Origin of the sequence: Rhodococcus sp. 05-2254-6 (assembly GCF_002258565.1) — a bacterium.
Taxonomy (GTDB): Bacteria; Actinomycetota; Actinomycetes; order Mycobacteriales; family Mycobacteriaceae; genus Rhodococcoides.
In genome coordinates this window covers 1-14235 of sequence record NZ_NOZF01000103.1, presented here as the reverse complement: position 1 = coordinate 14235, position 14235 = coordinate 1, and the positions used below count along the sequence as shown (strand labels likewise).

13 protein-coding genes and 2 pseudogenes are annotated in these 14235 nt (G+C 65.4%); 3 read left to right on the top strand and 12 right to left on the bottom strand.

The window, feature by feature from the left end; all coding sequences use genetic code 11:
• Positions 1-19 precede the first annotated feature (19 nt).
• Positions 20-238, top strand: a pseudogene (locus tag CH256_RS12300) (helix-turn-helix domain-containing protein); the annotation flags it as partial.
• 74 nt (positions 239-312) lie between these two features.
• Here the strand turns inward: CH256_RS12300 and CH256_RS12290 are convergent.
• From CH256_RS12290 to CH256_RS12260, 7 genes are all read right to left on the bottom strand, one after another.
• Entirely contained in the window at positions 313-912 is a 600-nt protein-coding gene (locus CH256_RS12290) for a DUF2975 domain-containing protein (protein WP_256989431.1), read from the bottom strand.
• Positions 913-996: 84 nt separating this feature from the next.
• On the bottom strand, positions 997-1743 hold the full coding sequence (locus CH256_RS12285; protein ID WP_094669737.1) for an ESX secretion-associated protein EspG: 747 nt from the start codon (positions 1741-1743) through the stop codon (positions 997-999).
• A gap of 2 nt (positions 1744-1745) precedes the next feature.
• Positions 1746-3131, bottom strand: coding sequence for a PPE domain-containing protein (locus CH256_RS28080; protein WP_094669736.1), 1386 nt, complete (start codon positions 3129-3131; stop codon positions 1746-1748).
• Between the two features lie 39 nt (positions 3132-3170).
• Positions 3171-3974, bottom strand: coding sequence for an HAD family hydrolase (locus tag CH256_RS12275; RefSeq protein ID WP_094669735.1), 804 nt, complete (start codon positions 3972-3974; stop codon positions 3171-3173).
• The gene (locus CH256_RS12270; protein ID WP_094669734.1) at positions 3971-6304 is read right to left on the bottom strand and encodes a phosphoribosyltransferase; all 2334 of its coding nucleotides are present in this window, start codon (positions 6302-6304) and stop codon (positions 3971-3973) included. The genes CH256_RS12275 and CH256_RS12270 overlap by 4 nt, the downstream gene beginning before the upstream one ends.
• Positions 6301-7449, bottom strand: coding sequence for an HpcH/HpaI aldolase/citrate lyase family protein (locus tag CH256_RS12265; RefSeq protein ID WP_094669739.1), 1149 nt, complete (start codon positions 7447-7449; stop codon positions 6301-6303). The genes CH256_RS12270 and CH256_RS12265 overlap by 4 nt, the downstream gene beginning before the upstream one ends.
• A 23-nt stretch (positions 7450-7472) precedes the next feature.
• Positions 7473-8558: a hypothetical protein gene (locus tag CH256_RS12260; RefSeq protein ID WP_094669738.1), complete on the bottom strand. Its 1086-nt coding sequence runs from the start codon at positions 8556-8558 to the stop codon at positions 7473-7475.
• Positions 8559-8778: 220 nt separating this feature from the next.
• Between CH256_RS12260 and CH256_RS12255 the strand changes: the two genes are divergently transcribed.
• Complete coding sequence (locus CH256_RS12255; RefSeq protein WP_032396932.1) at positions 8779-9354, top strand: TerD family protein; 576 nt, start codon at positions 8779-8781, stop codon at positions 9352-9354.
• Between the two features lie 93 nt (positions 9355-9447).
• Entirely contained in the window at positions 9448-10545 is a 1098-nt protein-coding gene (locus CH256_RS12250) for a DUF475 domain-containing protein (RefSeq protein ID WP_068048447.1), read from the top strand.
• Between the two features lie 24 nt (positions 10546-10569).
• Here the strand turns inward: CH256_RS12250 and CH256_RS12245 are convergent, their stop codons facing one another.
• From CH256_RS12245 to CH256_RS12225, 5 genes and pseudogenes are all read right to left on the bottom strand, one after another.
• The gene (locus tag CH256_RS12245; protein ID WP_094638359.1) at positions 10570-10935 is read right to left on the bottom strand and encodes a helix-turn-helix transcriptional regulator; all 366 of its coding nucleotides are present in this window, start codon (positions 10933-10935) and stop codon (positions 10570-10572) included.
• A gap of 127 nt (positions 10936-11062) precedes the next feature.
• Positions 11063-12106, bottom strand: a complete 1044-nt coding sequence (locus CH256_RS12240) for a hypothetical protein (RefSeq protein ID WP_094638358.1) — start codon at positions 12104-12106, stop codon at positions 11063-11065.
• Entirely contained in the window at positions 12103-13284 is a 1182-nt protein-coding gene (locus CH256_RS12235) for a sensor histidine kinase (RefSeq protein ID WP_094669733.1), read from the bottom strand. The genes CH256_RS12240 and CH256_RS12235 overlap by 4 nt, the downstream gene beginning before the upstream one ends.
• Complete coding sequence (locus tag CH256_RS12230; RefSeq protein WP_068048783.1) at positions 13284-13982, bottom strand: response regulator transcription factor; 699 nt, start codon at positions 13980-13982, stop codon at positions 13284-13286. Before CH256_RS12230 ends, CH256_RS12235 begins: the two co-directional genes overlap by 1 nt.
• A 21-nt stretch (positions 13983-14003) precedes the next feature.
• Positions 14004-14235, bottom strand: a pseudogene (locus CH256_RS12225) (hypothetical protein); the annotation flags it as partial.

The window sequence follows — 14235 nt, the reverse complement described above, 5'->3', positions numbered from 1 at the left end:
ATCACGATGGTCTGGTCTGATGGCGGAAGAGTTCGTCGACCATCTCGTCGTCTGTCATCTGGGCGAGATTCTCGACGCCCGCGGTATGACTCTCGCGGAACTCTCGCGTCTCGCCGGGGTCAGCGTCGTCAATCTGTCGGTGCTCAAGAACGACCGCGCCAAGGCCATCCGATTCTCGACGCTCACCGCAGTCTGTCGCGTCCTCGGCTGCACACCCGGCGACCTGTTCACCCTCCGCGAGAGTCATACCGCGGGCGTCGAGAATCTCGCCCAGATGACAGACGACGAGATGGTCGACGAACTCTTCCGCCATCAGACCAGACCATCGGCATCGCGAGCGAGCTTGGAGCCTTGCCGGAGAACTGCGTAGACGAATTGCAGGACCAGAGCGACGATCAAGGCCAGCCAGACCGAGCCGAAGCTTCGTGCAGTATCGGTGACCTCGGTTGTTTCGAGTGCGGCCTGAATGGCGTTGGTACTCATCACCCGAAGCCCTCCGGTGATGACCGGGTACAGGACCAGGCAGGCAGCAACCACGACCAGGTCGATGCTGGCACCGACGCTGAACGGGGTCTCCTTGATGACATTGTCGAAGAATCGGTACGCGAAGAAGATTCCCACCAGGATGAGGATTCCGCCGGCCACGATCTCGCCGTACCTCATGAAGTCGATCATCCCGATGAGCCGCTGGACGTCGCTTTTGGGGACATTGAGCTCGATGACGTTGCCTGGCTGCAACTGTCCGCCGAACAGGTCGAGCGTCGGCGACTCCTCCAGAGGCGTGACGGTTGCGCTGACGTGGTCCGAGGAGCGGTATTCCCACATCTTCCGACCGGTCCAGATCACAGCTGCCGCCGCATAGACGGCCATCGTCCATTTGTTCGCCCGTGCCGAGCCCACTCCGTATGCCATCCCGCCGCCTCCATATCGATAGTCGATAACAACGAATATCGATAACCTATCGAAAATCGATACGGTGTCAAGAGCGGGCCGTCCTCACCGCCTCAGCGCCACTGCCACGTGCCGTCCGATCTCCGACGCCAGGCCGGTCGTATCGGCGGGCGCGATGTCGATCGTTTCCGCGGAATGGACGATGTACCGGCCGTCGTGTTCGAAGTCCATCCAGAAGAACGAGACGGCATCGGTGTCGCGGCGGTTGTCGTAGGTCGGGCCGCGCGCGACGATGATCTCGCCGACTGCAGACCGTGGGCGGTCGAAGAACGACCGGAACCGCTCGTCCGCCGTCGCCCCCCGGGTTGCGGTGGACAGATGCGACCCACCCGAAGTCGTTGCAGCAGTGACGCGTTCGAGTCGCTCGGCCGGTCGACGGCCTGCAGCGATGTTCGGTACGGATCCGAGAACGACGGCGGGGGCATGGGCAGGGCCGGTCAGTTCGACGGTGACGGCACCGCCGGAGCAGGCGTCGGGCCCGGGCTCTCGAGTGAGCACCGCGGCAGTGTCGTGGCGAATCGCCGCGTGGCTGCGCACGATGTCGTGACGAGAATCGGTTGTCTCGCCGCGACATTCGATGCGAACGATCGGGTCGACGACGGTCCGAACGGCTGCGCCGAGCTTCTCGTCCATCATCGCGTCGATCCTCGCCGACGCCTCGCTCCGCAACTGTCGGAGTTCGTCGACGGTCTCGACGTCGATGGTGACCGCCAGGGGGTACGGCAGTCGGTCGCGTCCGAATCGACTGCACAGCATCATGAAGTCGATGCCGGGCATGGTCCATTTCGTCATCGTCAGCCGCCGAGTACCGGAGGTGCGACCAGGGGTAGATCGCCGATCAGCTCGCTGCCGTTGCTCACGTCGACCAGGTAGCCGGGAACGGCGTGCTCTCCGTCGTTGTCGCCGGCTCCCCGTGCGCCTGCTGCGCCCATGGCACCCATTCCCGGCATGCCGTGTGCTCCCGCGCGGCCGGCCGACGCCGCAGCTGCACTGCCCGCACCGCTGCCGCCCGCACCGATCCCGCCCGTGCCGCCGCCGATCGGAGAGCCGAGAATCGAGCCGCCGTAACCCGATCCGGCACCGGAACTGCCTCCGGATCCGGACCCGTATCCCGCACCGCCGCCGTAGCTCGAACCATTGGATCCCGCGAAGCCGCTGCCGCCCGGTCCTGTTCCGCCGAACCCCCCGCCGGGACCTGCGCCGACCCCAGAACCCGCACCACTGCCGGAAGCGCCCGGCCCGGTGGCCGAGGCGGCACGAGTTTCGCCTGAGTTGTCGGCCGGAGGCAGGGAACCCGGACCTCCCGACCCGGGCTGCTCCGACGCCGCAGTACCGCTCCGACCCGCTTCGGCAGCCTCAGTGCCGCCGGCCTGCGCCTGCGCTGCCGTATCAGCCCCACCCTCGGTACCGGAGCCGCCGGGCGAAGTCGACCCGATACCCCCATCTCCGCCCCCGGCAGAACTGACGAGTCCCCAGCTGCCGTCGGAACCGCCACCGTCAACGACCGGGTTGTGCGCTGCCGGTAGCACCGGGACCTCGGAATCGGACTGCAATACCCCTGGTACGTAGACCGAGCGCATGATTCGCCGTGCTTCCTCCTGCTGCTCCTCTCGGGCCGACACCACCTCCTTCGCGGCGAAGGGAATGGGCAGCAGGGAATCGATCAAGCTGCTTTCGGCTCCCGCAACCACCGGCGGCATCCTCGACTTCGTCTGCGTGAAACCGGAGTGCGCCTCGAGCAACTTGTTGCTGATCAGACTCATGGAGGTGGACAGCGCGTTCGCAGACGAGACGTAGTCGCCCACACCGCCGCGGACGGCGTCGGCTGTAGGTCCCGACCAGCCCGACGTCATGGCCGCCTCGATGCCGGACCGGAAGCCGTCGGATCCGCTGTTCGCGGCAGCGGACAAGTCGTTCCAGTTCTTGGACGATTCCCCGATGGTTTCGGTACCCAGCGATTTCACCATGGTCACGATCTGCTCGTGCGGCATCACCTCGAACGCCTCCGTGATGACCACTTCGGCCGGCTCGAACTCGCCGCGGTAGTCGAGGGCCACGTTCGCCTTCTCGAATGCCGCATTCAGAACGGAGCCGAGAAATTCGGGGCCGATCGGCGTCACGAACGCACTGGTGACGATGTTGTCGATCGTCGCTGCGAGTTCCTCGTACGGATCCGTCATGCCCACCCCTTGCCCTACGTCTGCCTCCCCGACGAACAGTTAGACGCGGCGCACGGCGGTTCGGTTCCGCAGCCATTCGAGAATTTCCTCGCTGGCCCGGACACCGGAGGAGTCGGTGACGGTCAACCCGGGCCGAGTGAATCCGAGCAGCTCCAGTTCGCCGTGCCGCGGACGGATCGCGGCGTCGGCCGCGATGAGCATCTCGGCGTCGAGTGCACCGTCACCTGCGGCGAGGACTCGGGCATCGGCGTCGAGGGTGCCGTCCTGTATCAGCCTGGTCCGAACCTCGGCCACCGCAGAGCTCTTGCACACCGCGTTGGGCATCGTGTAGATCTTGCGCCCCTGTTGCGAGACGTTCCACTCCCGAGCGGCGCACCACTGCGACCACTCCGCGACGAAGCCCTCGGGCACGGCCGCCGTGTTCACCACCAGGTAGCAGAACAGGCCGTCGGCCTCGCGGTACTTGAGGACCCAGTCCTCGGAGACCCTCGATCTCAACTCGGCACCGATGCCGGCCAGGTTCAACTCGAACCCGTTGCGCCAGTGCATGTCCGGCTCGCCGTCGACAAGAATGTTTCCGCCGTTGCTGGTGATGGCGTACCGCCACGGGGCACCTGGGAGTGCGATCCGCTGAAATTGCTCGATGGTACGTGTCGTGGTCGGCACGACCACAACATTCTCGCTCAACTCGCGCAGCAGAGAGATCGAACGAGAAGACATGTAAGACAACGGCTTTCCCTCGTACAGCTCCACGCACTCGAACGAATCGTCCAGGGGCACACCGAGTGCGCCCTCGGAGAAGATCATCGTACGGTCGAGATCCACCGCGACGAGAGCGCTCACGACGCGTCCACGCTCGACACGTTCTTGATCAGCCCCATGCACGAATATGCGAGGTCGGGAACCACATCCACCGGCACTCCTCTGGCCGCAGCGAGCATCCTGATGTGTTCGTGCTCGGGTGCATCGGCCTCGCGCACCAGTACTCGCCACGGGACACGACGCAGCAGCACCCGAGTGGTTTCGCCGACGCCGGGTTTGACGAAATTGACGTGCGAGATGCCGTACTCCTCGCGGACCTTCTCCACCGATGCCCAGCCGGACCACGTGGGTGTTCGGTCGGAGCCGAGAACCGCTGCTACCGAGGCATCGACCTCGTCCCGGACGTCCTCGAAACAGGCTGCGACGGTGTCGAGCAGGTGACGCGAGACGTCGTCGGGGGCGAGATCGGCGTAGTACTTCGCGCCGTGGAAGTCCCCGGGACGAATCAGACTGTCGTTGAGCACGGTTCGTGAAACCAGGCCCGATACAGTCGAGTTCAGGCAGGCAGACGCGATGAGGAAGTCGTCGCGGGTGCCGTAGGTGCGAGCGCAGTTGCCCGGATCGGCGAGCACGGCGAGGTCGTCGTCGAACTCGGCTCCGGGGAATTCGCGCAGCGCCGCGGTGAGTTCGCGGGCGATCGCGCCCTTGCCCGTCCAGCCGTCGACGAACACCACCGAGCGCGAATCGTGATGCTCGGCCAGGTAGCGCAGGGCCACGGCGTCGATGCCTCGATCGCGCACGATCGAGACGGCATAGTGCGGAATCTCGATGCCGTGGGCTGCGAATGCCCAGCGGCGCATCAGAATTCCGACGGGTGTGCCCGCGCGGGCCAGGGACGCCAGTGCGATGTCGTGTCCGCGCTCGGCCAGCACGACCTCGGTGACGGTGCCGACCGCGACCGCCAGCCGTGACGCGCTCTCCTGCAGCACTTTCTCGAACAGTTCGCGGTAGGCGAGATCCGGTTGATACTCGACCGGAAGCGATTCGGCGTAGTGGGCTTCGCCGGCCTGGATGCGCTTCTCCCGCTCCTCGATTCCTGCTTCGAGTGAGACCGACGAGAGGTCCTTGAGCAGCCAGGTGACTTCGTCGGCTGCGTACGAACCGAAATCCGGCCCCCGCAGCGGACGTGCCCGCCGCAAGACTTCGAGAGCCACCGGGTCCGCGCCCGTGACGACGACCAGCAGCACGTCGGTACCCGAGGCGGCCAGGGTCTCGGCGGCTGCTGCCAGAGCGTCGGTGTCGGCGGGGGCGTCGGCGACGAGCACCAGTGTCGCGTCGTCCGGTCCGGACGCGTTGTAGAGGTAGCGCAGTCCCGATTCGTCCTCGGGCGCAGTGAACTCGAAGCCGCGGCGCAGGGGGTAGCCGGGCAGGTCGAGAACGTATGCCGGTGACCGAGTGGTGGTCTGGAACAGTGCGCTGTGCCCGCGCTCCTGCAATGCCGCCGCCAGTCGGAGCGGCAGGTACATGAGCTCCTCGTGGCCGATGACGACCACCGGTGCCGATCCGGGGAGCGACGCGTCGACGGTGGCTGCGAGAGCATCGATCGCCGAGTCGAAACCGGCGGCGTCGGACCGGAGGAACCCGTGCCGGCCGCCGTCGGGCAGGGTTGCCGGCCACTGCGCATCGACGCGGCGAACCGAACCAGGCTGTGCAGCAACCGGATCGAACTCCGGATCGGGGAGGGCCAGCACCGTCTCCACCAGGCCTGGCTCGAGCTCCACCGATCCCTGCGCCAGGCTCACGTTGTCGATTCGCACGCCGAGTTCCGTTGCCACCGCAGCGGCAGCAGCGAGATGCTCGGCGGTGCGCATGTCCACCAGGGATGCGATGACGTAGTGCGCGCGGCCGGCGGATGCGTGAATCTGCCGAAGGGCATCGAGCGCGGTCGCTCCGGTCGAGATCTCGTCGTCGACGAGGATCAACGGTAGGTCGCCGGCGAGAAGGTCGGCCGAGGTGGGCATCAGCAGGTGGTCGGTGGCGTGTGAGTGACCCTCCTCGAACTCGCCGTGCACGGTCATGCCGGGAACGTGGCGACGCGTCGAGTGCAGGTAGCAGTGCGCGCCCAGAGCCGTCGCAACGGTATGGCCCAATCCGGTTGCAGTTTCGGCAAATCCGAGCACGTCGACATCGGAGCCGCCCACCGCGGTCTGCACCAGGGCGGCCAGTTCGTTGCCGGCGGAGATGACGACGTCCGGATCGACGGGTATGTGTTTGCCGAGCACCGTCGAGACCAACAGGTGGGCGCGGCGAGGGTTGCGACGCAGACCGGGCAGCACCAACTGTGTTGCCGTCCAGGACGACGACGAGCCGGTGTCGGTGAGCACGATTCCGTCGGCCGGATTGGCGTTCATCGCTGTGCCAGTGCGGTCAGTAGATCCACGAACGTGATCCCCTCGTTGGTGACACCGAACGCCCTGGCGCGCACCACCGTCTGTTTCGCCCAATTGCGGTGCGGGCCGAGCTCGTTCATCTTGTTGCGGTAGCCGGATGCCTGGACGCCGCCCTGGTCGGAGGAGAGAATGTCGAGTGCGTCGTGGTATTCCTCGTGCGTCACCGCGGACAGCGCGTGCACGGCAGGCACGTGCGAGGGGTGGATGACGGTCTTGCCCTGAATGCCGTTCGCGCGGTCGAGTGCCACCTCGCGCAGGAGGGCGTCGAGGTCGCTGCTCACCAGTTGCTGGCGAAAGCGCACGGCCTCCTGATCGACGAACGGCGTCTGGCGCAGCAGCGGGCGGAACATGCGTTCGTGGTCTGCGAAGTACTCCCACACCGGTCCGGTGATGACGAAACCCGATCCGTCGTAACGACCCAGGTGATTGACGATAGCGCTGATGACGTCGGAGACGACGCGGACGTCGTAGATCGTCAGGTCGCGGTCGCGGCGGATGCCGAAGGTGCCGCACATGTCGGTGGCCCCGATGCGTACCGCCAGCACGGTGTCGCGGTACTCACCGAGGAGTTCACGGATGGCAACCAGTTCCGCGTCGCGTGTCTCCCGGTGCACCACTTCCGTGGATTCGAGGACGGGCATGGCGAACAGACGGGTGCCGTGTGTCGTGGACGCGGCGACGATCTCGTCGAGGAACTCGGCTCCGCGTGCTGCCGTGAACTTCGGCACGACGAATCCGGCGAGCCCGGCGGCACCGTGGTTCAGGCCGGCGCAGATGCTGCGGATGTGCGCGGCGGTGCGAGCTCGAACGAACACCAGTGATCCCGAACCCGAGAGTTCGTTCAGAGTTCGTACGGTGTTGGCCAGCGCTTCTTCCAGATTATGGTCCGCCACAGCGTCTTCGAGATCGATGACGATGGACCGAACCCCCTCGTCGGTGCGTTTGTTCACCGTCGCGGTCAGGTCGGGACGCGTCGCCGGGATGTACAGCGTCGCTCCGAGAGCCGTTGCCAGGAGGTCGTTTCCGTCGCTCGTCTCGATGTCCTCCGGCTGCAGGAAGAACACTCGTTCACGGGTGTCTGCGTCGAGATGGCGAAAGTGTTGCACCACTGTCCTTCGTGTGAATGTGATCAGTGCGAGGTACGCATGCGGTCGATCACGCCTGCGATGAAGTCCGAAATGGTATCCAGATCCTGCAGATATGACCAGTAGTCGGGGTGGGTACCCGACAGGGCTGTGCTCGCCCTGTCGATCCGGGCGAGCTGAGCATCCAACACCGAGCCCCATTCGGCAACCAGACCACGGTTGACCGCGAGTTGTTGGGCGTCACGAAGTTTGAACCGCACTTTGTTCTCGGTCTGTTTCGGATCGGCTTTGACCGCGCGCAGCAGACGAACTCGGTCGGTGACCGCGTCGACCAGTTGTTCGGCATCGCTCAGGTGTTGGCGTGCCTGGGTCACCAGATCCAACGAGTGTTCGGGATTGCCCGCGTCGAGTGCAGAACGAGCTGCGCTCAGATCCTCGTCGGCCTGCTCGATGTGGCGCGCACTGGACCGTTCGTTGCGAGAGAGGTCCGCCGAGCTCTTGGCGTTGAACTCCCGCAGCAAGCTCGAGAAGGCCGGGGCAATGCCCTCGGATCTCGTTCGTACGGCTTCGATTCGGGTGCGCACCGAGGCCAGTGCCGTTCGGGCCTCCTGAAGGCGGCCCGGAGCCGAGTTCACTGCTGCACGCAGTGCGGCCGCCCGATCGCGGACCAGGGCGGCGTGCTCCCGGGCGCGCAGGGGGTCGCGCTGATCGGCCTGCAATTGCGTTGTTGCCGAATCGAGTTCGCGCCACGCCTGCCGGAGTGAGGGGTAGCCGGCAAACTGTTCGTCGACGGTCGATCGGGCGGCGTCGGCCTCGGCCAGTGCGTCCTGGACCAAGCGCGGGGTCGCGGCGAACTGAGCGGAGGACTGCTCGAGGGTGTCTCGGTGGGCTTCGTAGAACCGATCCACAGCCGAGCTGGCGTCGTGCAGAAGCGCGGTCGCTCGGTCGAAGGCCGATCTGGCGGCAGGAGTGGTGATTCCGTCGAACTGATCGACGGCGGCGAGGTAGGCAGCTCCGGCATCGAAACATTGCTTCTCGGTGTCTGCCCACCGGCTCGCGAGTCGATCCTGAGGACGCAGTGCGGTAGAGGCCTCGACGCCCGCCGAGGCGATCGACTGACGTTTGTCCATGTCGAGGAACGCGGCGACAGCGTTGTCCTGGGAACGACGCGCGGCGGCGTCGGATTCGGCACCCCGGCGGAACACCCCAGGCCAGCGACTTGTCACCTGCTCGATAGTACTGACGGGAACCCTGGCGATGTCGTACTCGTTGGCGGAGTACGTCCAAGAACCGGACATTCCCACTACGGTTGAACCCGTAACGGGAAACCAATTGCGAAAGGACCTCTCAATGGGCGTCAGCCTCAGCAAGGGTGGCAATGTCTCGCTCACCAAGGCAGCTCCGAACCTGACCGCGGTCGTGGTCGGTCTCGGATGGGACATCCGCACGACGACCGGCACCGACTTCGATCTCGACGCCAGCGCCATCGCTCTGAACTCGACGAAGAAGGCCTTGAGCGACGGGCACTTCGTGTTCTTCAACAACCTGAAGTCTCCGGACGGCTCCATCGAGCACACCGGCGACAACACCACGGGTGAGGGCGACGGAGACGACGAGCAGATCAAGGTCGATCTCGCCGCGGTACCGCCGGAGATCGAGACCATCGTCTTCCCCGTGTCGATCTATGATGCGGACGCACGCTCGCAGTCGTTCGGTCAGGTGCGCAACGCGTTCATCCGCGTCATCAACCAGGCCGACAACTCCGAGCTCGCTCGCTACGACCTCAGCGAGGACGCCTCCACCGAGACCGCCATGGTCTTCGGTGAGCTGTACCGCAACGGCGCGGAGTGGAAGTTCCGCGCAGTCGGTCAGGGCTACGCATCCGGACTCGCCGGAATCGCGCGCGATTTCGGGGTAAACGTTTAGTAAAGGCCCTCTCAAGATTGGGAGTACCCCCGCCTCGTCATTCATGATGGGCGGGGGTTTTTCCGTCTCAAGTCTCGAGAAAGGCCACTGACTGTGGTTGTGAAGATCTTCGGATGGTCGATCGCGGTCACCATCGTGTCCGTGATCGTGGCTTTCCTGTACGGCGGGATCGAGGCGATGATCCTCGTCCTCATCCTCGGCGTGCTCGAGGTGTCGTTGTCCTTCGACAACGCTGTCATCAATGCCACTGTGCTGCGACGCATGAGCGAGTTCTGGCAGAAGATCTTCCTCACCATCGGCATCATCATCGCGGTGTTCGGCATGCGGTTGCTGTTCCCGCTGGTCATCGTCTGGGCCGCGTCCGGTCTGGGTCCGGTGGCGGCACTCGATCTGGCACTGAACCCGCCCGCCGACGGTGCCGCGACCTTCCCGGACGGGTCGCCGAGTTACGAAACTCTGCTCACCGACGCGCATCCGCAGATCGCCGCGTTCGGTGGCATGTTCCTGCTGATGTTGTTCCTCGGCTTCATTTTCGAGGACCGCGAGATCACCTGGTTGAGCTGGCTCGAGAAGCCCCTCGCCCGGATCGGCCGCCTCGATCAGCTCTCCGTGGTCGTCGCAGGCCTGCTGTTGGTACTGAGCGCTGAGTTCCTGGCCGAGGACGACAAGATCTCCACCGTCATGGTCTCGGGTGTGCTGGGCATGATCACCTACATCTCGGTCAACGGACTCGGCGAGCTCTTCCACGTCGAGGAAGAGGGCGAGGAGTCCTCGGGCGGACCGAGCGAACTGGCGAAGGCGACGGGTAAGGCCGGATTCTTCCTGTTCCTCTATCTCGAGGTGCTCGACGCGTCCTTCTCGTTCGACGGTGTCATCGGTGCCTTCGCCATCACAGCCGACCCCATCATCATCGCGCTCGGCCTCGGCTTCATCGGCGCGATGTTCGTCCGCTCGATCACGGTGTTCCTGGTCCGCAAGGGAACGTTGTCCGACTATGTGTACCTCGAGCACGGTGCGCACTGGGCGATCGGCGCGTTGTCCATCATCCTGCTGGTCTCGATCGGTGTGCACATCAACGAGCTGATCACCGGTTTCGTGGGAATTCTGTTCATCGGAGCCGCCCTGCTGAGCAGCATCCGACGCAACAAGCGTCTGGAGAACGAAGGCGTGGAGACCGCAGTCAGCGTCTGACCGGCGGGTTCACAGCTCCGAGACTCACAGCTCCGAGATGTCGACCAGCCCGTCCTGCAGGGCCCGTGCGACGAGGGCGGCTTTGGTCGGTGCCGGGCGCCCCACCGAGGTGTACTTGGCCCGGATTCGGGTGAGGTGTGTGTTGACCGTGCCGAGCGAGAGAAACAGTGTCTTCGCCACTTCGGTCTTCGAGTCGTGTCGAATCCAGCAGAGCAGCACCTCGATCTCGCGGCCGGTCAGATCCGGTCGCGGCGGGAACGGGCTCGGGGCGGCCGAGACGGGGTGTATCTGCATCGCAGGCGGAACCAAGCTGATGGGCCCACGTGAACGAGGCGTCGTCGGGACTCCCGCGTCGTCCGCGGAGGGCAAGGGTTCGAGCAGTGCAGACATCAATTCTCCCGGACGCCGTAGTGGGTTGAGACCAACTAAACCAATGGGAATGATTCTCACAGGTAATTCGCAGGTTTTCTGCCCTGACTATTGGGGGCATTGAACCGTCAACCGTCCGGTAAGCGTGTCACGAAGCTACGACAGACTGCCGGCCTTCAGCATCGAGTTCGATCCGCACGTCGGCGCTCGAGTCGCTGGCCAGGATGGATACGATCCTCGCGCGGCCGGGCGGCAGTATCCGGGCGGTCACCACTCCGCTCGTCGAACCCCTGAGTGCGTCGGAAACCGCGGTGCTCACCCGCGTCGACACTGTGGGATGAACCACAGCAAGTCCGCCGTCGTCGAGCAGAACCACCTGCACTCCCCGTGCCCGGGCAGCCCGCGCCTGCGCGGCGACCTCGTCCGTCATCAGTCCCGGTGCCCTCAGTCGATCCCGCAGAGCTGCCTCGAGAAGTCCGCAGGCCTGACGCTCCGCGGCATCGAGATCGGATCCGCTCGCGATCTTCTCCAGCAGCGGGCGGGCGAGATGATCCAACTGCTCGAGTTGGCGATCTCTCTCGTCGAGGCCGGCCGAGGTCGCGGCGTCCTCTGCCGCGCGGCGACGAGATTGAGCCCGGAGCTCGAAGACCGCCGCGGCCGTGGAGCGAAACGACAGTGCGAAGAACGTCGCCATCACCAGTGGGGCGAAGCTGATGACCGACATCGCGACACCGGCCATCGGGCCCTGGCCGGTGGCGGCCGACCAGACGGTGCACACCGCGACCACCGCGGCCATCGCCATCCACGCGAGGACAGTGCGCCCCCGGACACTGACGAATCCGCACAGGGCGACCGCAGCGCTGAGCGGCCAGGTCTGCAGCCCGTTCGCGACCGGTACCGAAAGCTGTGACAACACAACGGCTGTGGCAACGGGAGCCGATGCGCTGATGGCCGTCGCCCACCCGGCCGCGAGCGGATCGCCTGGCACGGCCGCCAGTGCGAACGCCGCGAATGCCACCAGCAGTACCGCCGCTTGCACCACCCAGACGCTCTGCACGCCCTCGGACGCGGTGAAGTTCATCAACGAGTAGGTCGCGAAGAAGGTCGCGGCGACTCCGGACGCGCTGGCGGTGTTCATTCCGAGGAAGGCTCGGACGTCGCGATCGGCGTCGACAGCGGGGTCGTCGGTCATGTCGCGTCCACCGGGGATCGGTACGTCAGCGTGACCCTGGTGCCGTGGCCTGGTGTCGACGTCACCTCGGCCGATCCGCCCTGCAGCTGACGCATGCGGCCTCTGATGCTGACAGCGAGACCCAGTCGGTGCGGGGCGACCGACCCGGGGTCGAAGCCGTACCCGTCGTCGCGGACGTCGATGCGTGCAGAGTCGGAGTCGACGCGAACGCGCACCGCGCGCTGCGCGCGATCACCCGCATGTCGGACGCTGTTTCGCAGCGCTTCTGCCGCGCTCGCCGACAGCGCGCGCACCGCCTCCATCGGCAGCGTCGAATCCCGCGACACCGCATCGATGTAGGCATCGATGACCACGTCGTCGTCCACTTCGGTCAGCGCGGATCGGACGTAGGCGAGGAAGCTGTCGGGGCCTACGGGTTCGGTCGAGGAGATGTCCGCACGCAACCGATCCATTCGGGCGAGTGCGGTGGTCGACTGAGCGGTCAGCGCCGGACTGTTGCCCACGCGCGCGGCCGAGAGCAGCGTCGACATGACGTCGTCGTGGATCAGTGCGTCGAACCGTTCGCGCTCGACCGATCTCGCAGCGCTCGCTGCTGCCGTGGCGGCCTGAGATTCGGCGGCGACTCGCGTCGTGTCGAGCAGCCGACCGGTTCGGACCACCAATGTCACTGTGACAGTAAAGATTCCGCAGAAGACGATGCCGAAGACGATGTCCGAGAACAAGGGAACGTTGCCGTGGTCGATTCGGCTGAAATAGTTGACGACCTGCCCGAAGGAGGCGACGAGCAGTAGGTACGCGAAGATCGCACGATTCGACCACGCGATCGCCGTCGTCACCGAGATGAGACCGGGGAACACTGCGATCCAGGCCGATTCGGTCAATCCGAGTGCCGGGCCCTCGAAGGCCGGAAGCCAGAGCACCTGCCCGGCGAGATACGCGACGGCCAACGCCGTGACGAGAGCGCGGATGCGGCGCATGCACCACCGGAACGAGGCGAACGACAGGCAGAGAGCCGGGCCGAAGATCGAACACACGAACAGTGGGGTGTACCAGAGTTGCAGCCGATCGAACTGAGACAGGATCTGCGGTCCCAGCAACACCAGATAGGCGAACGCGCCTGCACTCGCGAAGCGAGCCATGTAGCGCGAGAGGCGTTCCTCTGCGCTCGGACCCTGCATCAATCCTGCGGAGGTAGTTCGGGCATCGGCAGCCAGCCGTCTTCGACCGCTCGCTTGTACAGATCGGTTTTCGTCGGTGCCGGACGCCCGGCCTCGGCGTACTTGTTGCGGATTCGCACCAGATAGTCGTTGACGGTCTGCTCGGACAATCCGGCGAGGCGGGCGACGCGTCCGGCCTTCTCGCCCGACGCGTAGAGGGCGAGTACCTCGCGCTGACGCGGACTGAGTCCGACGTCGGGAAGCTGCGGATCACCGTCGATCGCCGCAGCCCAATCCGTCGTGACGACCTGCCCGCCGCTCGCTGCGCGTCGGATCGCGGAGACGATCGCCGCCGCCGGGGCGGACTTTCGGACCACGCCGAGCACACCTGCACGGGCTGCCGAACGAACGAGAAAGGCGTTCTCGGCTCCGGTGTAGACGAGGACGCGCGCGCCGGCGGCGTGCAACTGCTCCACGTTCGAGCGGGGTGACGAACCGTCACCCAGACGAAGATCGAGCACCACCAGATCGAGTGTCGGCTGTTGGGCGAGCAGCTCCGCGACCGTGGCGGCGGTGGACACCAGTTCCAGGTCGGGTTCGTCTGCGAGCATGGCCTTGAGTCCGAGCGCTACCGATTCGTGGTCCTCGACGAGGCCGACGCGTCGTACATCGGTGGTTCGTTTCTCGGTGTTCTCCTGCGATTGCGACACCTGTGTCATGTCCCCGCCCCGCCCTACGTGCTACTGCCCCGGTGATGTTGTCAGCGATATCGTTGCTGGTCGGGGCGATGATACAGACGCCTGGTCGGTTTCGCCCGGGAACGGAACCCGCATCCGAGCTCGGAGGAACAGTACGAAGAACACCACCAGCAGCAGCGCTCGTCCCCACACTCCGACGAGAACGAAGAACTCCTCGTCGGTGGCATCGGCCCCCGAGGCCAACGCGGCGAAGTACTTGAAGACGCCGATTCCC